At 40.0% G+C, this 22,005-nt stretch carries 18 protein-coding genes and 1 tRNA gene; 7 read left to right on the top strand and 12 right to left on the bottom strand.

Translation table 11 applies throughout. From position 1 onward, the window contains the following. The first annotated feature begins 196 nt into the window (after positions 1-196). The 4 genes from WKF66_RS07930 to WKF66_RS07915 all read left to right on the top strand — a co-directional run bounded on the left by WKF66_RS07930 (position 197) and on the right by WKF66_RS07915 (position 4,331). Positions 197-2,758: a DNA translocase FtsK gene (locus WKF66_RS07930; RefSeq protein WP_489673890.1), complete on the top strand. Its 2,562-nt coding sequence runs from the start codon at positions 197-199 to the stop codon at positions 2,756-2,758. 18 nt (positions 2,759-2,776) lie between these two features. Continuing rightward, a complete protein-coding gene (lolA1, locus tag WKF66_RS07925) occupies positions 2,777-3,427 on the top strand; it encodes an outer membrane lipoprotein periplasmic chaperone LolA1 (protein ID WP_489673889.1) in 651 nt (216 codons plus the stop codon). Positions 3,428-3,459: 32 nt separating this feature from the next. Next, entirely contained in the window at positions 3,460-4,224 is a 765-nt protein-coding gene (locus WKF66_RS07920; protein WP_489673888.1) for an MBL fold metallo-hydrolase, read from the top strand. A 23-nt stretch (positions 4,225-4,247) separates the two neighbouring features. Further along, positions 4,248-4,331: transfer RNA gene (locus WKF66_RS07915), tRNA-Leu, on the top strand. A gap of 199 nt (positions 4,332-4,530) precedes the next feature. On the opposite strand, the gene WKF66_RS07910 is transcribed toward WKF66_RS07915, so the two are convergent. The 7 genes from WKF66_RS07910 to WKF66_RS07880 all read right to left on the bottom strand — a co-directional run bounded on the left by WKF66_RS07910 (position 4,531) and on the right by WKF66_RS07880 (position 12,753). Beyond that, on the bottom strand, positions 4,531-4,986 hold the full coding sequence (locus tag WKF66_RS07910) for a hypothetical protein (RefSeq protein WP_489673887.1): 456 nt from the start codon (positions 4,984-4,986) through the stop codon (positions 4,531-4,533). Between the two features lie 743 nt (positions 4,987-5,729). Further along, positions 5,730-6,260: a hypothetical protein gene (locus WKF66_RS07905; RefSeq protein WP_489673886.1), complete on the bottom strand. Its 531-nt coding sequence runs from the start codon at positions 6,258-6,260 to the stop codon at positions 5,730-5,732. 491 nt (positions 6,261-6,751) lie between these two features. Beyond that, entirely contained in the window at positions 6,752-8,887 is a 2,136-nt protein-coding gene (locus tag WKF66_RS07900) for a GAP1-N1 domain-containing protein (protein ID WP_489673885.1), read from the bottom strand. Continuing rightward, positions 8,884-9,828 carry a TRAFAC clade GTPase domain-containing protein gene (locus tag WKF66_RS07895; protein WP_489673884.1) on the bottom strand — a complete coding sequence of 315 codons (945 nt, stop codon included), beginning with the start codon at positions 9,826-9,828 and terminating at the stop codon, positions 8,884-8,886. Before WKF66_RS07895 ends, WKF66_RS07900 begins: the two co-directional genes overlap by 4 nt. A gap of 1 nt (position 9,829) precedes the next feature. Beyond that, positions 9,830-10,849 (bottom strand): TRAFAC clade GTPase domain-containing protein, encoded by a 1,020-nt coding sequence (locus WKF66_RS07890; RefSeq protein ID WP_489673883.1) that lies wholly within the window; start codon positions 10,847-10,849, stop codon positions 9,830-9,832. A gap of 1 nt (position 10,850) precedes the next feature. Continuing rightward, the gene (locus WKF66_RS07885; RefSeq protein WP_489673882.1) at positions 10,851-11,744 is read right to left on the bottom strand and encodes a GTPase-associated system all-helical protein GASH; all 894 of its coding nucleotides are present in this window, start codon (positions 11,742-11,744) and stop codon (positions 10,851-10,853) included. A gap of 154 nt (positions 11,745-11,898) precedes the next feature. Further along, entirely contained in the window at positions 11,899-12,753 is an 855-nt protein-coding gene (locus tag WKF66_RS07880) for a toll/interleukin-1 receptor domain-containing protein (protein WP_489673881.1), read from the bottom strand. A 484-nt stretch (positions 12,754-13,237) separates the two neighbouring features. On the opposite strand from WKF66_RS07880, the gene WKF66_RS07875 reads away from it, so the two are divergent. From WKF66_RS07875 to WKF66_RS07865, 3 genes are all read left to right on the top strand, one after another. Beyond that, a complete protein-coding gene (locus WKF66_RS07875; protein ID WP_489673880.1) occupies positions 13,238-13,459 on the top strand; it encodes a hypothetical protein in 222 nt (73 codons plus the stop codon). 166 nt (positions 13,460-13,625) lie between these two features. Continuing rightward, on the top strand, positions 13,626-14,021 hold the full coding sequence (locus WKF66_RS07870; protein ID WP_489673879.1) for a transposase: 396 nt from the start codon (positions 13,626-13,628) through the stop codon (positions 14,019-14,021). A 370-nt stretch (positions 14,022-14,391) separates the two neighbouring features. Beyond that, complete coding sequence (locus WKF66_RS07865) at positions 14,392-15,024, top strand: DUF6266 family protein (RefSeq protein WP_489673878.1); 633 nt, start codon at positions 14,392-14,394, stop codon at positions 15,022-15,024. A 60-nt stretch (positions 15,025-15,084) separates the two neighbouring features. Here the strand turns inward: WKF66_RS07865 and WKF66_RS07860 are convergent, their stop codons facing one another. The 5 genes from WKF66_RS07860 to WKF66_RS07840 all read right to left on the bottom strand — a co-directional run bounded on the left by WKF66_RS07860 (position 15,085) and on the right by WKF66_RS07840 (position 21,938). Further along, positions 15,085-16,692, bottom strand: coding sequence for a Kelch repeat-containing protein (locus WKF66_RS07860; RefSeq protein WP_489673877.1), 1,608 nt, complete (start codon positions 16,690-16,692; stop codon positions 15,085-15,087). After that, complete coding sequence (locus WKF66_RS07855; RefSeq protein WP_489673876.1) at positions 16,685-18,142, bottom strand: fibronectin type III domain-containing protein; 1,458 nt, start codon at positions 18,140-18,142, stop codon at positions 16,685-16,687. Before WKF66_RS07855 ends, WKF66_RS07860 begins: the two co-directional genes overlap by 8 nt. 54 nt (positions 18,143-18,196) lie before the next feature. Beyond that, on the bottom strand, positions 18,197-19,867 hold the full coding sequence (locus WKF66_RS07850; protein WP_489673875.1) for a S1C family serine protease: 1,671 nt from the start codon (positions 19,865-19,867) through the stop codon (positions 18,197-18,199). A 100-nt stretch (positions 19,868-19,967) separates the two neighbouring features. Then, positions 19,968-20,783, bottom strand: a complete 816-nt coding sequence (locus WKF66_RS07845) for a helix-turn-helix domain-containing protein (RefSeq protein WP_489673874.1) — start codon at positions 20,781-20,783, stop codon at positions 19,968-19,970. Between the two features lie 141 nt (positions 20,784-20,924). After that, positions 20,925-21,938, bottom strand: a complete 1,014-nt coding sequence (locus WKF66_RS07840; protein ID WP_489673873.1) for an SDR family NAD(P)-dependent oxidoreductase — start codon at positions 21,936-21,938, stop codon at positions 20,925-20,927. Positions 21,939-22,005: the final 67 nt, after the last annotated feature.

Here is a 22,005-nt window from a genome sequence, read left to right as displayed (position 1 = left end):
CTATGTCAGAACGGGTCTTATAAACTTCATATAAACCAATTATAAACCGCTTCATCCATTTTCCAATGATTTCGAGGATCCTGATTATTATATTATATTCGTATTAGCATCCCATATCGCCGAAATAATTTACGGTCTCGATAAATGCTTAGACAATTTATTTAAGTTTGTTGATTCATAATATTTGTAACGAAAAATGTCGGTAAGGGGTAATCAGTTCAAGTCCAATTCTTTCAAAAACGAACCATCTGGTAAAGAGAATCCCCGCCCATCCAATGCCCGGACGGTGAGAGAGAAAGTAGACTTTATGCCTTCTTTAGACTTCCAGAATGGCAGAGCCATTAAGATAATTGGATTGGTCTTTATCGTATTTGCTTTATATTTCCTCATTGCATTTACCTCCTATTTGTTTACATGGCAAGAAGACTACAGCTATGTAGTAGACGCTAATGGTGGATGGAGTAATTTGTTCAAGTCTTACGAAGAGCTTCAGCTCGTAAATATCCCTCCGGTTGTACAAAACTGGTTAGGTAAATTTGGTGCACTGCTATCACATCAATTTATTTACGAATGGTTCGGTGTTGCTTCCTTCCTTTTCATATTTATATTCTTTGTAATCGGTTATCGATTGTTATTTAAAGTAAAGATCGTTTCTATAGAAAAAGCGTTGGGTTACAGCTTGTTTTTTCTATTGTTCTTTTCACTTGTCTTTGGTTTCGGACATTCGTTCTTAGGTGACACTCCGCATTTTATGGAAGGCGAATTTGGCTATTGGAGCAATAGACTTTTAGTTGCGCAGATCGGAAGGGCTGGAGTAGGTGGGCTGATTGCTTTCCTGGCGTTAAGCATTCTTATCATCGCTTATAATATTGATTTTAAAATGCCTGAGCGTATAAGAGAGGATTCAATCGTACCGGATGAGCCTGAAAGTGTTGAACTCGTATCTGAGGTACGATCGGAACCAGTTGAGTTTACCGTGAATGATAAATTGGGGAGGGTAAAGAAACAGGAACAGAATGTTGTAATCACTCCTTCCAGATTTGAAGAGAAGATTGAAGACGAGGTAATCATACCGAACTTTACACCAGCGGTAAACGTAATGAACGCGCCGATAATCTTGTCTCCCACCATTGATACTCCCTTGGCGAAGCCTGAACCTGTTCTCACCATTGAAAAATCGCCTGAACTCACAATTGAGCTAACTGAAGAAGATAAGAAATCTGAGGAGTTGGTAGAACAGTTCGGAGCGTACGATCCAACTTTGGACTTGGCGAGTTATAAATATCCACACCTGGACTTGCTTGAAAATTACGGGTCTAACAAGATCTCTGTTGATGCCGATGAGCTTGAAGCGAATAAGAATAAGATTGTAGAGACCTTAAATCACTACAATATTGAGATTGATAAGATTAAGGCGACAATTGGCCCAACAGTTACACTTTACGAAATCATTCCGGCACCGGGTGTGAGAATTTCGAAGATCAAGAATCTGGAAGACGACATTGCCTTAAGTTTAGCCGCTTTAGGAATTAGGATTATTGCGCCCATGCCTGGAAAGGGAACAATTGGTATTGAGGTGCCTAATCTGCATCCGGAGATGGTTTCAATGCGTAGTATTCTAGCTACTGAGAAGTTTCAGACCACTACAATGGATCTGCCGATTGCCTTAGGAAAGACCATTTCCAACGAAGTTTACATTGCAGATTTGGCTAAGATGCCCCATTTGTTAGTTGCAGGAGCAACCGGCCAAGGTAAATCAGTTGGGATCAATGCAATCCTGGTTTCTTTACTTTATAAAAAGCATCCTGCGCAATTAAAGTTTGTCTTGGTAGATCCAAAGAAAGTAGAGCTAACGCTGTTTAACAAGATCGAGCGTCACTTTTTGGCTAAACTGCCTGGCGAGGCCGACGCAATTATCACAGACACCAAGAAAGTTATTAATACCTTGAATTCCTTATGTATTGAAATGGATCAACGTTATGATCTACTGAAAGATGCACAGGTGAGGAACTTAAAAGAATATAATGAGAAATTCATTAAGAGAAAGCTAAATCCCAACAATTCACACCGGTTCTTACCTTACATCGTGTTAATTGTGGATGAGTTCGCAGATTTGATGATGACTGCAGGTAAAGAGGTTGAAACACCAATCGCAAGGTTGGCGCAATTGGCACGAGCTGTAGGAATCCACCTTGTTCTGGCGACACAAAGGCCATCTGTAAATATCATCACCGGTACAATAAAAGCCAATTTCCCGGCGAGACTTGCCTTCAGGGTGCTTTCAAAGATTGACTCCAGAACGATTTTAGATAGCGGCGGTGCTGATCAGTTGATTGGTAGGGGAGATATGTTGTTGTCTACAGGCAACGACCTGATCAGGTTACAGTGTGCTTTTGTTGATACCCCGGAAGTCGACCGTATTTCTGACTTCATTGGCACCCAGAGAGGTTATCCGGAAGCTTACCAATTGCCGGAATACATTGATGAAGCTGCAGAATCTGCGAAGCTGGACTTCGATCCAAATGATAGAGATTCTATGTTTGAAGACGCAGCCCGTTTAATCGTTATGCACCAGCAGGGATCTACTTCTTTGATCCAGCGAAAACTGAAGTTAGGATACAACCGGGCCGGAAGGATTATTGACCAACTAGAATCAGCCGGGGTCGTTGGTCCGTTTGAAGGCAGCAAAGCGAGAGAAGTTCTCATCCCTGATGATTATGCTTTGGAACAGTTCTTGAATGGATTGAACAGTAAGTAATCATTAACATCACACAACATGAAACAAATAACGGCGCTTTTGCTATTGACCGTTGGTACGGTATTGGGTTTACAAGCCCAAACAGACACAAAAGCAAAGGCTATTCTTGCAGAGGTTAGCAAGAAATACAGATCCTATAATGTCATCAAGACAGATTTCAGCTTTACGCTGGAGAATCCTCAGGCAAAGATTAAAGAGACTCAACAAGGAAGTCTGATCGCTAATTCTGAAGCTAACAAGTATAAAGTGAGCATGACAGAGCAAGAAGTATATAGCGATGGAAAAAGTCAATGGACGTATTTGAAGGAAAATAAGGAAGTTCAGATTACGGATGTAGACAACAACGCTGATGGTGTTAACCCTGCGAAGATCTTCACCATCTATGAAAAAGGCTACAAATATCTGTTTGTGAGCGAAAAGAAAGTTGGGGCTAAGACGCTTCAGACTATAGATCTTAGTCCGCTCGATATCAAGAAAACCGTTTTTAAAATCCGGTTAACTATTGATAAAGTTGCGAAGCAAATTACTAATGTGGTAATCTTTGATAAAAGCGGAAATAGATATACTTATGCCATCAAAGCCTTCACCCCGAACGTAAAAGTTGCAGAGACAGTGTTCGCTTTTGACGCTAAGAAATATCCTGGCGTTGAGGTTGTAGATCTAAGGTAACATGGTTACATTTGAGCCTTAACGATTCCGATTTGAAAATTACTTTTTTAGGTACCGGTACTTCCCAGGGCGTTCCTGTTATTACGTGTAACTGCGAAGTTTGTCAGTCGGACGATAACAGAAACAACAGATTACGCGTCTCGATTTTAATTGAGACTGCAGATAAGACGATCGTTATCGATAGCGGGCCTGATTTCAGGTACCAGATGTTACGTGCGAAAGTTAAGGACCTTGACGCCATATTGTTTACCCATGAGCATAAGGACCATGTTGCTGGATTGGACGATATTCGCCCTTTCAATTACTTGCTACATAAGAATATTGATATTTATGCAACTGGTCAGGTGCAGGACGCTTTGAAGAGAGAATTCGCTTATATTTTCTCTGATGCTAAGTATCCTGGTTTACCACAAATTGAACTTCATACAATAAATAAAGATCCTTTTTCTATAGGTGAAACTAAGGTTATTCCGTTGGCAATTATGCACTATAAGCTTCCAATCTTAGGGTTCAGGATTGGCGACTTCACTTATATCACTGATGCAAAGACGATCTCTGATGAAACAGTTGAGAAAGTAAGGGGGACAAGGATTCTAGTGGTGAACGCTTTACAACGTGAAAGCCATATTTCGCATTTCACATTGAAGGAAGCGATTGCGTTCGCTGAGAAGATTGGGGCGGAGCAAACCTACTTTACGCACATCAGCCACAATCTGGGTCTGCATGAAGAGGTGGAGAAAGAATTACCTGCAGGCATGAAATTAGCTTATGATGGCTTGACTTTATTGTCTGAATAAATATATATTTGCAACTCTTTAACACCCGGGTGGCGAAATTGGTAGACGCGCCAGCTTGAGGGGCTGGTGCCGGTAACGGTGTGGCAGTTCGAATCTGCTCTCGGGTACAATGGTTAGAGTTAAAGCCCTGTAGATTATACATTTACAGGGCTTATTCATTTTAAGGGTACGTATATGGGGACACTTTTGGCCGTTAATTTTTAAGATATTCAAATTTTAATTTCCAAGCGTATTGCGCCACTGTGTTATTTGTTCTATCCAATCGCGAGTCAAGGAATTGGGCCTTTTAATTCTTAGAAAGGTTCATTAAAGAACTAAGCCACCAACCTTTCCCGACATCCTCGCATTATAACCTTGCCATACACCGAAATTATACATGTTTGTCCTATCAGCATCAAATTGATTCCTTAAATAATCATCTTGGACAATAATGGTCATGTCAGAGTACAGGTTCCTTATTTGATTGTTCGGGTCAGAGGTGATGAAATACACCGGAATGAACCCGTCAGTATAATTGAAGGTTCCGGTTGAAGCGTCAAGTCCTCCAGGGGAAAGCATGTTCATCTGAAAAAACTTAATATCATAAGTCATAGAATACTCAGGATGGTCGCTCAGAACACGACCTCTATAATATTCTCCAACTTCAAGACCAACTTTAAAACCTTGCTCATAGAGAGGATTTAATAGTGGATTCTGTGCATTAGCTTTAAACGCACCAACGTAGCCTACAATGATTAAAAGTGTAAAGATGAATTTTTTCATAACAAAATTTTTTAGGTTATATTTTTGCTTAATTTAACTTATTACTGTGTATAAACAACACGGAATGTAAAAATCATTTCACAATAGTTCCACTCTATTCAATATGCATTTTCTGTGCATCCCTGTATCTTGAGTGATAGTAGAAAAACCTTGATCAATCGCAGATGTTTCACAGCTTTAAGATCAAGTGACCGTATTAAAGTCTTCGCACTGTATCGACTATAAGCCTCCCACACGCGTACGTAAAGACCCCCTTTAATTGCTGATGGCTGCTCCACTATACGTGTAATGATGTGCGAAAAACCTTCAGTACATCCAGATGCTAATATTCTTTTAATGTAAGGTTTTGTAAGGTTTTGATTAATTGCTTTTTATAGTGTCGGAATTTGTAGGATCAGATATTCCTTACACGCACGCGTAGTGACCGACGATAATTATAATTGAACGTTAACATTTGTTAACAGTCGCACGTGTAATAACCTCCGAAAAACCTTTATTAGTTTCAGGTTTTATCAGGTTTTACTTCTGTTATTGATGCTTTTCCCTCGCGCGCACGTATCGTTTTGAAAATTCAATATACCATTTGATCCAGCCTCGCGCGTGTGCGCGTACCGTTCCGAATTCTGCAAATAATGTTAGGTTTTGTTAGGTTTTTGAATAACAAGTTTCAAAGGCTTAACTAGTGGAATGAGGACAGTCCAAAATTAGCCACTCCTATAGGTTGAACTATATTGAACTATAATTTAAAGGGATCCTGTTATGATTAACCTGTTAATGTCATCGTGGGTTATATGATTCACCCGTTCTTTCCGCCTCATCAAATTGCTGTACTTCTTAGTTGGCTTGCCTCTATAAGTTTTTTTAAGGTGCTTCTGCATCAGCTGAGCACAGATATCGTTATTACCAAACACGAAATCTAAGAGCTTATCCAAATCCCTTCCTTTTCTAGATTTTGTTTGACAGGTGTACAAACCATCTATTTGAGACTGGTGTACGAATCTTTGACCATTGAAAAATAGTTTCCAACATAGCTTATTGGTAACCGGGCAAATGAACAACCATATCAAAGCATTATTGCCTAAGTTGGATGTTCTTGAAGTGATCTCAATACGATGTTGCTGCGCTTCTCCTCCAATGTTATAACTCAAATTAATATGACCTCTGCCAGCATTTACGTGAGTCATGGAATGTGTACCCACCTTGGCATTCATTTTAAAGTACTCACTCCATTCCAAAGGACCACTAACCATATGACCGGGTATAATAAAGCCCATCTGCTTTAGGATACTAATGTTTAGTCCCTTGTCTCATCAATTAAGGTTCTACCCTGGCAATGGTATGGCATAGTAATTTATTATTTGAAGCCTAGATTATTAGGGAACTCTAACTTTTTGCAAATATCGCTATTCACTAGATGACGTTGGTATAGCATGGTCTGAACCATAACATTTGATAACAAGCTTGCACGCGCCTGCGTAAGGATAGTGGATAATCCCTCACAGATAGTAACCTTTGGTGTATACGCGTGTAGTGATAGTGTTTAACCTTTAAAATCCCTTAACGCGTATGATAGTAGAAAAACCTTTAGCAGCCTACACGCGTACAGATAGCAACATAAATAGTAAGTCATTTTTGGAGTCGAAAGTTATGCTCCATGACTGACTCTAAAAACACTTCAATAGATCCCGCTAGAATCATTGTTGATTCGTTCCAAAGTAGTATCTATTCGTCTGTCTTTATAAAGGAATCTCGGTAAGAGCTGGCATTAACTAACTTTTTTTATTTTTCGCAAATATTGATATTGAAATGGCTCGAACTGGATTTGTCTATTTTCAATGTGCCTCATAATTTTCATGATTAGTTGCCGTCCTTTTTTAAAAGTTACGCAATATGCGGCTGCACGATAAAACACTTTAGGTTCTTTCAATGTGCTTAAAAATGCCCCTGGATTCCAATTGTTCTTTATTGTTTTATTACAAAATGTACGAATCAAGTTCTCGCAGTAGTCCCATGATTCAACTTGATATTGCTTTTTAGGTTTGAATTTCAATATGTTTACCAGTGTTTCTATAATCCCCCAATCATCATTATCCATATTCTCTTCGAAATCTTTCGGAATTATATTCCAATTATGCTGGCCGAGTTGCAAATTTTCTGCAAAAACATAAACATCTTGAAAAGTGACAGATACTAGCCATTCTGAATTGGCAATATCATTGTTAAAGCCTATCGTTAATAAAAGAGAGGCAAGATATTCAACATTACCTCGATACTCCGTAAGTTTAAGTTTCTTGTAAGCTGTTAACCATGTATTATGGCTGAAACCGAGTGTGAGAATTTTTCTACTGGCGAGATTATCGAAGATTAACGCAAACATTTTGGAATGTATTCTTCTTTCGTTAGATCTTAACCACTTGATAAACTGTTGATCTTTTTCTTTTGTAATGAAGTTTTTCCAACCAGCAGTAAATTGTTGTGTTGCTTTACCCTGGTTATACCATTCTAACGAAGAGTTAAATACTAAATCGTTATTCTTCCAGTATAATTCAAAAATTATTTCACTTCCGACCTCAAGTATGACTTTGATGAGACGCGGCCAATCGCGAATTAAATTATGTTGAAGAAACTGAAAAAATAAATCTCGTTGCTGGTGATGTGGTAACCGCCAGATGGTTTCACTGTAAACTATGTTTTCAGAACGTAATATCAGAGGTAAGGCGGTGGCATAGTTCCTTGACAGCAAATCTAATATTAGATTATCCGGAAGCTCAATTTCATCCCACAGATGGTCTGAAATCCTTCCACTTGGACAATCAGAGATCATAGATAAGAGTTCTTCCAGTTGAATTTTTCCATTCTGTAACAAATTGATTAGCCGACGTTCAATATTCAAAGTTATGCCGTCCAAATAGTCCAAATCAGACGCAAATAGAATAAATTTAACTATTTCTTTCTCTGATTCGGGATAGTCTATCAAGCTATCTTCTGTATAAATTTTTGACTTAAGATTTTTTCCCTGCTTCGGGTTAGAAAAATTATTCTGAATAAGACTGTTAACCTCATGGAAATCTTTTTCAAAATATATTAAATGATACAACTTGATTAGAGGAATATAATTTTTCCTAAAACCGTCAATGTCAGAGCCATAATTCCACAAGAATTTACGCAAGTCGTTCTTTCTACTAGTATGTAGTATCTTAACCCAATCGTTAATCGGATCACTTTTGTGATATATTAATATTTCTGCTTCAGATCGGCTAACAGACTTTATACTTTCTTCAGGAATTATCTGCAAATCAAACAAACGATTGTTCAGGGATTTTAAATTTAAGGCTCCGCTACAGAAAAAGAAGTTTCTTCTTAGACGTGGCCACTGATTACTCCAAAGATTAATAATTTCACTTTCATATTCATTAGGTGAGCCTGCTGGTACAATTATCGGCACACCCGAATTTTCGTATACCATTTGATAAATTGAGTCGTCGATTTCTCTGTTAGAAATAGTCTCTGAACTTCTTAGTAGTGAATTGAATTCAACTTCAATCTGTAAGTTATACTTATCATATTCGTTTACAGTTGGTCGCTCGAACAACTTAACAAGAGCGATTAAGTCAGGTATTTTGCCCAAATCTGGGTATCTAATTAATAAAGTTTGCGTCCAAACACAACCTGGCCGTCTCATTTCACTTGCATACCAAGTCCTTGCAAAAGCATATAGGCTTTCAGAGGCCAGAGGATAGCCTGTAACATAACTTTCAAAATTTGCATTAATCAACGTTCCGGAAAGATCAGACTGGAAGAGTAATACTTTATTACCTTCTTCACCAATGGGAAAAGAACTGGCAAGTACCTGATGCCCGTTTTGATAACCATGCAAAGTTTGTTGTAGTGTGATGATCATTCAATTAACCAGGTTATGGGTGTTGCTATATCTTTAGAATAATTCGCACCATCAAAAATATTTACTCTATCTTCAGGAAGCATCTTAACAAACTCATCTAATCCGTCCGTATTATCATAGTCAACACCTTGTGCACTTACACCAAAGAACTTAAAAATCAAATCACTAGTATTACAATATAAAAATTGATACAGTAAAGGTAAATTACTTTTCACAACTTCATCAGGCCTCTTATTTGGGAAATTTTCCATTACCTTATCCCATTTGGAGACGACAATAGCTACTTTAGATGGTTCTGCTCTACTTAAGCTAAATAAAAGGTATTGTAATATTTCTACTAGTTTTACTTGATTAGAGCTATTGATGTGCTGATAAATCTTTGCATTTGCCAAAGGAGACTTACTTTCCTTGGTATCTACTTTGCCACTTTCTTTATTCTCTTCCTTACCACGCTGTTTTTGCTTGGCTGACTCTTCCATAACGTCTTCCAAATCACCATATTGCTCCAATATCTGCCGCTCATCCATAATTGTTCTAGCGATATTATTCTCATGGTAGGGATCTACAAATAAGATTAATTGATGAGAAGTTTTCATTAAATGGAAATAGTCTTCCGTCCATTCCCGATCTTTGAAATGAGCATCGAAAAGTTCTCCAAAGAAATCTGGAATATTGAGCACAGCAACTTCTTGTGAATCCTTATATTGTAGGTTCATTACAACTTCACCAACATCTTTCGCTAAAAACGTACGGCCGATTTCAGAAAAAGATAACCAAGCCTCACTGATCTTATTTAAATATTGCTGATTGCCAGATTTTAGTGAGTGAAGCCGTAAAGAACAATGAGGACTATTGTTAAGCATTAGCGCCCACAATGCTGCAATATAGGTGGTCTTCCCAGACGCAGGCAAGCCAATAATTGAAATGTTTTTTCCTGGCATATTAAAATAGAAGGTTATCAATCATTCTGGCAGATTTTTCCAGAACAATTGGATTAGGTAAATCCTGAACTTTAACGGTCCATAAATCCATTAACCTGGAAAGACCATGACCAAGTTTGTATTTAACAAAAGTCCGTGGCCTCACCGCGATTTGTAAAAAGCTTAAATCCATGAAATTATCATTAAAATCCCTGGTGAAAGGGGCAACAATTAGAGATTCAAAATCAAAATTGATTTCATCTAGCACATCCCATTTAGAAACGATTATGGAAAGTCTTATGGATTTAGTGAAAATCTGTTCGTCGATAGCCTTTCTTATAAAAGTTTTTGCTTGTGTTAAAACTGATTGTACTGTTCTAGGATTAAGCAATTTTTCACCATCAATGATATAGCTAATATGGACGGAGTCGGTGATGACCTCTAAATCTTTCATATCATTTGTATTACCCTTGGCTCGTTGGACTTTTTCTCCTGCTATATCTGAAATCAGTAAGTGCAATGCCTTTTTGGACTTAGGGTCACGCTTTAAAGCGAGATGCAAAAATCGAAATTCGTCGCTTTTAGTTCTCTCTGTGTCGTAATCGCTGTTGCCTGAGGCTAGTCTTGAATAAAAGCATCGTTTTTCAAACCCGATTTGAGTCAGTGACCCCGCAAAATGCAATTTGTTAAATACTCCTACTTGAAACATTTCAAATAATGTTGCGAGTATAGTTGTCTTGCCACTGTCCTGTTCACCCAGAATAAAAATCTTATCTACTGGGTACCGGTAAGACACCTGCGTCAGTTCATTAAGTTTAAACTCTTCGCCTTTGAAAAGTTTAAAGGTGTTGGTGACAACCGGTTTTTGAGAGGTCGATGGGCTCTGTCCGTTATCCTCCGCTGCACTGTCATCATCAAGTCCTGCAATGTTCTCATCCAAATAAAAATGTGGACATTGCGTAAGATCTTCAATCCCTTCTAAACACTTGCCATCTTTTTTTACAGTACAATCCTCCTGATCGCATTTCTTAAGTCCGGGCATACTAGTTAAGGTTATGTAGAAGAAAAAGTTCTTGGAGAATCTGAGATGCCAAGGCAGGTGGCTGGAAAGTTTTCTTTAGATCACCACCGTTAAACTCAGAAGTGTAAATATTGGCCCAATCAGATGATTTTCCTGTGGTGATAAATCTTGAAAATGCTGTAAGAATGGGGGTAAACTCGGTTTCAGGTTTAAATCCTGATAAAATAGGTGTTATTTCGGAGGTATCAAATTTGCTGATCATATCAAAAGGCGAATACGCCTTGTCTGAGCCCTTTGATTGAACACAGTTTGAAATTGCTTTATTTATTATTGCATCTATTTTTCTGTTGCTCAATGAAAATTCAATAATATCAAATATCTCTTTAGCAATAATTGGTATTGCCTTCGGCAATCCTATAGCTTTAAATGGCTGGTCAAAAGTTTGACTGGCTTCACCAAACAACCACCATAGTATATTAGTTTCCTCGGAAAATACCTTCTGAGCCTGGAACAAAGAATTAACTGCGGTTGTCAAAACAAAATGATCGCCAGCGACAAATGCATAACCCGCTACTTCGCTACGATTCGTAAGATCAGTTATTTCCGTTTGTTGTTCTCCAAGGTTAGTTTCACGCAAAATTGACGCTTGTTCCCTTAGAAAGGTTGTAGCGTTGCTCATTACAGGAATAGTGGAAGTTATTTCATATTGCTCCAAAAAGTTAATTGATTTTATGGCTAAAGCGATTGATATGTTTAACTGAAAATCTTCTTCAAGTTGGAAACATATCAAGATTCCCGCAAGAACTTGCAAAAGATGGTCATTTCCGCTAACCGGGAATACAAGGTCTGCCTCTTTGAATGCTTTTATAAATTCCGTTCTTGAATCTTCATTTACTACCGGTAATCCCCAATACATCCTAATGACGTCGAGCCAAAAGTCCATATCGTCGGTGTCCAATAATTCCCTGATGGCAGTAATTCTGAAAGCCTGGGTTTCTGCGGTTAATTGACTGTCTAGGGGTCTATACCAATCTGCGAAGTTATATTCTGCTGTTGAACTCATTAATTTTTTATTTTATGAATGGATTTTTAAGATTACCAAATGATTTAATTCCGTTTATACCATTCCATAAAGAGGCAATTAACCCTTTTTCCTTTACGAGTTTAAATACTTCCTTATCTCGTTCAATGATATTTTCATGATTTAGAGCGCCAATATCAATTCCGATAGAATCAATGATTTTTAATTTATCAAAGTCGTTTAAACTTAGATAGGCTCTTATTGTACTTTGAATTGGTGACAGCATATTTGTCTCCTTTTTTTGTAACGTAGATGTAAACTGACTCAGAATTTCTTTAGCAATTTCGGTATTAATTTTTTCTTGAATGTCATTTGCAATTGATTCTTTTACTGAGTCATCAACAGAGGAAGCTTCAAAAAATTGTCTAACATGGTCAAATGTGGGATTATCATTAAATATCATCTTAAGTATTCCCTCATTACCTGATGGAAAAAAATGGCCGTTGAAATATTGCTGTAAAATAACGGGAATATTTTCTATGTCTCCATCATCGGGGATGATCGGGAAAAACTTCTCGTTAATTGTTTGATTATTAATTAACTCCTGAGTAATAATTCCACCTTCATAAATTGCACCGCGGCCCTTTCCCGGCTCTTCTTTCTTTCTAAATCTATTTAGATAGGCAGGTGTACAAACGATCAACACCACGTCGCTGGATTCAATTTGATCTGCCATCCATGTTGGCCATCCCATTTTCGGTGGTCTGTTAGAAAATAAGTGATCAGTCGTAACCAATACTTTTCCATTTGCATTAGTAGTGATCCACTGGGCAAGATCTGCGACCTCCTTCTTTAGTTTGTCGCTCTCCCATGCGTAACTGATAAAAACGTTAATTACAGACAAGTGATTTTATATTAGGTTAATATTATGTGTAAATATAGTGATAAAAATTATTCTCATTTAACCTATCAGAAACGTGTCTATGTGCGTATCAAATTTAACAGCTAATATTTAAACGAGATTGGCGCAGTTCAAGCACACTTTTATTGAATCAATGCATGATTGCCGGTTCGGCTGCTTTCACTTTATTCTCTTGTAAGCTATGTTTTTACGGTTTTCCAACCCTCAGGTATATGATGATTCAGTATCACTTATAGGCTGTTGACACACAAATTCTGTTTCGCAGTTAGCACCTAGTCAAGACCAAGCCCTAAAGGGTTTGCTCGGAAAAAATCTTCCCTGCCCAGCAGAAGCTGGCCCAGATTTTTTTTCCGGCAATGGCTTGCCAGTGCTCCTTACTAGATCAGGCGAAGGTGATTATCAAAAAGCCAGGAATAGCTCCTGCCGAAAGGTAGTACGCAGGTGGGAACTTAAAGTATTTAATACAATGGAAATTAAAGTAACAGAAAACGGACAAGCAAAAGTAAACACTGTCAAAGCCGACAAAACCCCAAAATTCGTAGCAGGAAACCCTGTAAATGAGGTACTAAAAAAGGTGAAGAAGGCAAAACAGCGGACACAAAGCCACAGACAACACCTGAAGTGCCAAAGGTCGAGCCGACAAAAGCAGAGATTAAAAGCCATTTCCAGTTGGAAAAGCCTGCTTTGAATTTAGAGCAGACTCTTAAAAATTAAAGATTTAAGCAGATTATCCAATCAAAGGGAAAAGCTGATCGGCACAATTGACAACTTGGAAAGCTTTGAAATTAAACAGGAGGACGAAGCAGAGGAAACCAATCTTTAACCGCTCTCAGCGTTGCGAGCTTAAAATACCGATGAGCGACATCACCTATATCACTACCATAGCCGGTTTCACTTACCTGTCTCTGGTTACCGATGCCTATTCAAGGAAAATAGTAGGACACTATTTATCAAAGGATTTAAAGGCATCAGGGTGCATAAAAGCCCTCAATCAAGCACTGAATGCAAGAATCGATTCCGAAAACACCCTGATACATCATTCTGGTAGAGGCACACAATATTGCTGTGATGATTATGTTTCAAGGCTCAAACAAAAACAGATTTCTATCAGTGTGACTCAAAGTGGGAGCCCTTACGATAACGCTATTGCAGAACGTGTTAACGGGATACTCAAGATTGAATTCGATCTCTACAGGACCTTTCGCTCTTATGATCAGGCAAGCCAGGCGGTGGATCGTGCAATCTTTTAATACAACAACCTAAGACTGCACGCAAGCTGCAACTACCAAACCCCAGAAAACGTACATGAACAGAAAAAAATTAACAATCAAGTACAAAAAACAGGTTATGTAAACCACTATCAGGAAGAAAACATAATATTTTAAACTCAGTACAGTAACAGTAAATTCAATAGTAAACACAGAGTAGTAACAAAACTTTTAGTGTAACTTATTTCAGTATAGGACACTGTGCAACTGTTGGGCTGTTGAGTCGGCGTTCAGTCGGTGTTCAGTCGGGGTTGAGTCGGGGTTGGTTCGGCCATAGCCGTTTTAATGCCTAGTCAACAGTGACTTAACCAATAATAAGTAGTACATTACAATAACACTAAAACAACATATTATGGGAAGGTTAAAAAATGGTGCTTCAGGCGCAGTCACAGGCAAAGTAGGTGGAGTAGTGACTTACGAATTACGTGGTCAAACCGTAGCTCGAAAAGTTGGAACAAGGAAATTTAAGGCAACGGCAAACCAACTGCCATGTAGGGAGGGTATGCGTGTTGTCAATGCATTCTTAAAACCGATAAAAGGTCTTATAAATCTTGGATTTCTTTTTGAAGCCGAGGGTACTACTAAAAATCAATATAATGTAGCCACCTCATACATTTTACTAAATGCATTGAAGGGCAAATTTCCCAACATCAGTATAGATTACGATAAAGTCATGATTAGCGCTGGAAAATTAAAACCAATTAGCAATCCGTCAGTATCAAAAAGCAGCCAATCAATACGGTTAGATTGGACCTACGACTCTAATACTGAATTTGCTAATAGAAATGATAGGACTATGATATTGTTAATCTTTTCAAACGGTGACGAACCAATTTATTTCTTAAGTGGCTCGTTACGCTCAGAGGAAAATCAAATCATCGACTTAGGTCCGAAAAGCCTTAGTGGCTCCTTCCATATCTATGTCTGCTTCTTCGCAGAAGACAGGGCAAGCGTTAGCGATAGCAAGTATCTTTATATCGCTTAATCGGTCAGTTCAGTTAAGTGAATTAGCCACCGAAGGTGGGGTCGAGTAAAGAGCTGTTTATCACTTTTGTGATAGTGGCTTAGAAAATGTTAGTTCATAAATTCCGTTTTTGGATCCCATTCCGATGTAAATATGGTCGGCGATGACGTAACAGAAACTCCATTGTCCAGGCAGTATACCGGAATTCTGAATGAAATACCGTTTCCATTTATCTTCACTTGGCAGATACTCATAAAGATTACGTGTCTCATAATTATCGTAACCCGCTCCGCCATACATAAACAAATGACCACGGTAATTAAACATCGCTGGTTTAAGCGCTCCCCATTCAAAGCCGTCTATCACTAGTGGCGATTTGTCGATCAAGTTTGGCGTTTTCAAGTCCAACTCATACCAAAGAGAACGAAAATCGCTGGGTGAACCTGAAAGTTGTGTACGCCTGGTAGTTGCAGTGACATAAATTTTTTCATTAAATACCATAGCCTTATAATTCGTTACCTTATGATCTAGTACCATAAGCTGCCTCCAGGAACCGCTTGCAGGATCAAATTCGCCTAATATGCTTTCGCTGACGTTATTTTTTGCTATCGCGCTGCTGAAACCATGGATCAGGAATGCATAAATCTTTCCTTGGTAAACAAAGGTCGTGGCATTATCAATGTATTCCTGAGCTGAGTTCGTAGAAACGTAATCCATCAACTTAACCATGCCCCAGATATTACTTTCAGGTGCATACCATCTAATGAATGCGCCTTGCCCGGAGGAGAAAGGCCTAAACCAGATTTTGCCATTGACTTCAAGTCCTTCATCTCCCAACGCTGGATTACCATAAACTTCATTGATTTTCTGACCGGTCAATGCCCAGGTATTACTATTTGGATTCCATGCGGACACGTCGAATACAGTCGTGTAAACGTTGTCTTTAAATCTGAAGAAAGCATTCCCTCCATAACCGCTGGGATGTGTAGACAGTTGTTTGGCAGTGAGCTGATTGGAGTTGTCGTAAGTAAGTTCACTCTCAAATACAAGGCTTCCTTTGTAGTAAAGTTTAAAGGGTAGGGGTCCCGGAGTTTGCGTTTCAAAAACGGAAAAATTCAACAGATAAGTATTTTCCGTTCCGGCTACAGGTGCGACAGATAGGAGAGAAATTTCATTGGCGCCCAGAGTGGCTTTATAGCTCAACATGTTCTTGTCAGGCTGATCGGCAAGCAACTCAAGCGCTATACCGTTGTCTTTTGATTGTACCAGCATTTTGTTAAATTCCCCCGGCCAATGCAAATTGAAACCATTAGAAATGGCTTTGCTGATTTTAAATAAGCGGGTGATGCCTTTGTGGTCGACGGCAAAAATCCTATACCAATAGCTCGTAAATGCGCTGAGTTTCCTTGCCACAACAAGATAGCTGCCATTCTTCTCCACGCCTTTCAGACGAGTCACAGTTTGTTCTTCCTTTACCAACGCAAGGGAGTCCGTAGCGTATAGAAGACCAGTTTCGGAAAACATGTTGTTGTTAAGCTGATAGGATATCGAAAAGCTATTTTGTGTGGTATTGCTTAGTTGAATATCTTTCAACTCGAGCGAGATTTCTTGCTCTACGGTCTCTTTCTTACATGCGTTTACTGCAACCAACAGCACGGCAGATAGTAGCAACGTCTTTAGATTATTCATAATCGCCTTTCGAATTGGTTTTAATTAAAATCATTCCTGCTGGTCCGGCGCTGGTGGTGGTGCCATAAGTGACCCCAGTCATAATGAAGCCTTTGTCTGAAGTCTGTAACAGGCTCCGTCCATTACCATATTGTTTTCCTGGGTAAGTTTTATTCCACTCGAGGTTCAGCTCTGCATCATATTTTAACAAGCCCGCTTTACTGACGTAGGAGCCTTCCATGCTCGTAGAGATGGCAACACCGCCATCTGTTGTATTGACCATACCATATGCTGTTTCGGCAAAACTGAATTGAGGCTTGATCATCTTCACAAGGTCTCCATTCAGCTCTGTTTTCACCAGGTAAATGCGATAGGTAACTGAAGAGCTGAATCCGCAGGTAATGAGTTTATTATCTGAGGTGATGCGAATGGATTGCGCAAAACTGAATCCAGTATTTTCATAGGTACGGCTCCAGAGCACTGTACCATTTTTATCCAACTTAAACTGCCATAGGGAGCTCAGGTCATATCCGGTTTCCTGATCACCGCAGAGGTATAAATTTCCATTCTGATCCTCTACCAAGTCGGTAGCCTGATTACGCCTTTTATCACCATACAATTTTTTCCAGATGACCTGACCGTTTAGGTCTAGTTTGATCACTGCAGCCTTGCTCATCATGGTTTTATCTGTGACTGGAAAGGGGTAATCTTCAATCTCTTGTCCGACAACCACCAAATGGTTGTCTCTAGTCAACGTTATGCTATACAGCTCTCCTTGTGCAGTAGTACCCTGCAGATCTATTTGCTTTTTCCATATGAGGTTTCCGTTAAAGTCAAATTTGAAAACATAATCGGCACTTGACATTGCATAGCCTCCCGGTACCTCAACTAGCTTTGGGTTCCCCGGATAGATGTCCAAAGTCTTATACCACTCCACTTCTCCAAGCAAATTCACTTTAACCATCAGCGTATTCCAGGATTCAAAGGCAATCCTTCCTCCAATAATGTAGCCTCCGTCTGAAGTGGCAAGTATCGATCTGCCTTCCATACCAGCTGGGTTTTCAACATAGAGGGTTTTAAGGAACTTGATGAAGCCGTCATTGGTCCTGAACTCAAATGAAACCGATTCTGAATTTCCCTTAGGGTCTATAGCTATAATTTTACCTTTGTAACTACGGGACGGACTTAGACTTTCTAGTTTAAACGTCTTGGTAGTTAATTTGGAGGCTACTTGCTTCTCCTCTAATTCGACAGTATAAGTCACTTCGTCGTATTCCGGATCAAACGATTCGGACCATTTAAGCACTGCAGAATTATGGGCAATGTCTGAGACACTGACTTCAAATAGTTCCGGTTTAAGGTCCTCTGTTTTTTTCGCAGGTGCGTCAGGAACCAGGATTGTGGTTTTAGTACAGGAACTGAGGGCAAAGCAAATCAGGAGGCTGAGCGTAATTTTGGAGAGCGTATTCATTGGGTTTATTGATGTAAGTGTTAACCAATTTAAGTGAAATTAGCAGCAAAATGATTATTGAAGACTGTTTTTAGAAGCCAGCGCTGAGTTTAGAAATGAAAGAATGACGGAAGCCGGGACTACTATGGTACTTGTGCGGCTGAACCTAGCGATGTTAATTCCGTAGAATTTTCCCATCTGGTCAAGTACCGGACCGCCACATTGCTCAGGCATTATATCAGCACCATGTGCAAAAACAGCATCGAATCCATCCCGCCTGCCGCTTTTACCACCTTTGAGTAGATCTGCTGGATGTTTAGCGGGCCTTTCAGGCCTCGATGACAGTACAATTTCCTTACTAATTCGCTCCCCTAAGCGAAGCACATCGAACTTGATGGTATCGCCTATCCAATATTTTATCAGCTGATTTCCGTAGTCCTCAGGCTTATTGATTGTTGCGCTATCAATGCTAGCCACCTGATCGCCTACCTGGAGACCAGCATTGCCTGCCGGACTTCCTGGCTGTACCACAGTGATCGCGACAGGTTCTTTATAGGCCACGGCAGCACCAAGATATGCCATAGCTGCTACTTTACTTAAAGGAAAGTAAGTACTGCCTATTACGCTCACCTGGCTCAACGTTGCGTTTGGCTGAACTGAGAGGAGGAAATCACCAAGCTTGCCAGTATTGATCGAATCCTTAACGAATGTGTTTAGGCTAATTCCACCTTTAACTTTTGCGACTGGCTCCAGCAAAACGAGGTCTGTTTTTTTGTCCCTATAGATCGCCTTGGCAGAAAGTGTTTTGCCATCGACAAACTTTACAACGGGATTTGCTCCGATCAGAGAGCTTTTACTGATGATATAAGTAAGCTTTGGTGTCTTGATTATAGTGCCCAGCACTTGCTGCGGCTTACCTGCATCAGCACTCTCAATTGATACCACGTTGCCGCTATATAGCTTGGCAGATTTCAAAAAGTTTATGTCAAGGCTTGCAAGTTTGGGGAAGCTTAAGATCTTCATCGGATCATTTCCAACCACATCTTCATGTTCAGGCAAGGCGGTATAAGTCTTTCGTACGTTTAATGCAGTCCAATACTTTCTATACAAATCTACGGGCACTTCGTAGTCCAAATCTCCGTTTATAGCGCTATGCAGGCCAATCACCCGGCCTAAATAATCGAACACTGGCCCGCCGGAATCGCCAGGTTCCATCCTGCAAGTGGTTTGAAGAAAGCCGTATTCATTTATCACACTGGTGATGCTTCCAAACCGTACCAATGGCAGAGGCTGGTTAAGGCTTTCGGGATAAGCGATACTTATAACTGGTTCGTTCAGCTTTATAGCCGAAGACCAGCCCATCTCGGCGTAGGGCCATGTACCCGGCGTTATGATCCTCATCATTGCTACATCAGGCATCATTGGAGTTTTCTCAAATTCAATTTTCCCGAGGCCCTCGGCTATGCAGGTCTTTCCATTAGGGAAAGTTACCATGTAAGTCTGTCCGGGCGTATTCACATGAGCGGCGGTAAGTATGTGTCCATCTGAAGTAACAACTACGCCACTGAATTGCGGACCGGCCTGTTGATTTTTTACGGTGTCATACGCCCACATCCGGATACTGGCTGGATAAGCTTTTTTAATTCCCGCCTTTGTGAGCGATTGTATTTGTTTGACGTCTAACTGCTGACCAAAGCAAAAGTTGTAAGTGAAAAATGATAAAACCAGTAAAAGTATTTTTTTCATGTAAGAGCGGTAATTGGTGTTTTTGCCACGCAGTGTTGGCGGCCCGACAAAACTACAATTAATGTTAAGGTATTCGTAAGCGAATGTTTCGGCATGGCGCTTAATAACTCTTTAATGGCAGCTGATTTGGGGAGATACCGTACTTCTTTTTGAAAGTAAAAGAGAAGTGGGAGAGGTCTTCAAAACCTACTTCAAGGAAAACCTCCGTCGGCTTCTTCTTTTTTTCCGTTAATTGATAGTAGGCAAGTTCCAGTCTCTTTTCCGTTAACCATCTTTGGGGCGTCGTATTAAAGAGCTTTTTAAAATCCCGATTAAAGGTAGACAGACTACGGCCAGTTAAATAGCCAATTTTCTCTAAAGACATATTGAACATAAAATTCCGCTGCATGAAGTTGACCAGGTCTATCTTGCCTGGAACATCAAAATTTGCCAGTAAGTTATCTACGCCCGAATCAATCAGCCGCAGGATATTTATCGCCTCTTCAATTTTAAGTGTCGCCAAACTCTCCGGAAATTCCCCTTCCACATCAAAATAGGGTATGAGTGAAGCGAGGCAGCTCTCCAGCAGAGGGTGGTTGTTAAAACGGTATATCTTCTGTTCAGGTTGGCCGGTTTTTTTAATGCCGATCCTCTCATAAAACTTCTTGAGTCGTTCTATAGAGAGATGCATTACTACAGTCTTATGCGGCAGGCCATGTTTAGGATAATTGATGATCGTGGCCAGTTCATTTCTTGGAATCAGGAAGATATCACCCGTTTTAAAAACGAAACTGGTATCGGCCTGAATGATCTTTGTCTCGCCCGAAATAAACCACACTAGCATATGGTCCTCAAACATCAGATCTGACTTGAACAGCTTGTCTTCATAACTAGAAAGCTTGATTTCTGGACTGAGGTATTTAGATATATGTTCCATTGTTCTAAAGTTATTGGTTTTTATCTGATTTCAATATCTAGCATTCGTCAACCCGAACATCGTGTAGGTGTAGCAAATGTTACGTAAGTCCTGATAAATTTCGCAAAGGTTAACAGAAACAGAAGAATCCCCGGAGGCGCTTTAACCAACTTCAAATACAATCCCAGTCATGTCCTCTGTTAGGCTCCATAGCCTCTTGGCATTGCGCTCTTCTAATGAGTATTCTTGTACCCCGCGTGTGCCTAAACCATTGTCTTGTCCGAAACTACCGAGGTCTAGTTCAGCAATGTCTCCATCTTCGCAATACACGCCCCCTATACCATCAAGCATTGGACTAGTTGCGCACCATATCGTGGTAGCGGCACCTTGTGCGATGGTTTTAAGACTAGCGATAATCTCAGGACGGATCTCCCCATCCTCACCGAAGAAGCCCATCTGTTTAAACAGTTCCAAATCTGCATTCCTAGCCAACTCTGTCCCGTGTATAGATCCCGGGTGCAATGAAAAGGCTCTTACATTGAATGGTTTAGCCTTGTTATCGAACTCAAGGGCGAATAGATTGCTCGCCGTTTTTGACTGCCCATAGGCCTGTAGCGTTTCATATGCGCGGTGCTCGAAATTTGGATCCTCGAAATTAAAGGCTGCCATCTGATGGCCGTAGGAAGATACATTGACTACCCTAGCACCATTAGCTTTTTTTAGCGCCGGCCAAAGTCTTGCCACCAGCTGGAACTGCCCCAGGTAGTTGGTTGCCAATTGTGATTCGATACCGCGACAGTCTCTTTGCAGTGGTACCCACATGATTCCTGCGTTGTTGATCAACAAATGAAGCGGTCTTCCGGATTTCAGAAATTGATCTGCAAAAGTGTCAATTGATGCTGGGTCAATCAGGTTCATAGCTTCCAGTTCTACGTTTGGAATACCCGCAAGGTTCTTCTTTGCTTTTTCCAGGTCTCTTGCTGGAACGATAACTGTTGCCCCTGCAGCTGCAAGCACTTTTGTTGTTTCTAAGCCGATGCCAGAATTTCCGCCTGTAACGATGGCGATTTTTCCTGTAAGGTCAATGCCGTTAATAACTTCCAACGCTGTTGATTTTGCATTAAATCCTGACCCAATTGGGTGTTGTAACGCTCCTTGATAATTGTTCTTTTCCATTTTCTTTTGTTTAAATGATATAGAACAAATTTAGGCAGCTGATGAGGAACCGGTTTTGTTGAGCGTG

The sequence above is a fragment of the Pedobacter sp. genome, assembly GCF_037719805.1.
GTDB lineage: Bacteria > Bacteroidota > Bacteroidia > Sphingobacteriales > Sphingobacteriaceae > Pedobacter.
The sequence above is the reverse complement of the archived record's forward strand: the minus strand, read 5'-3'. Positions and strand labels throughout refer to the sequence as shown.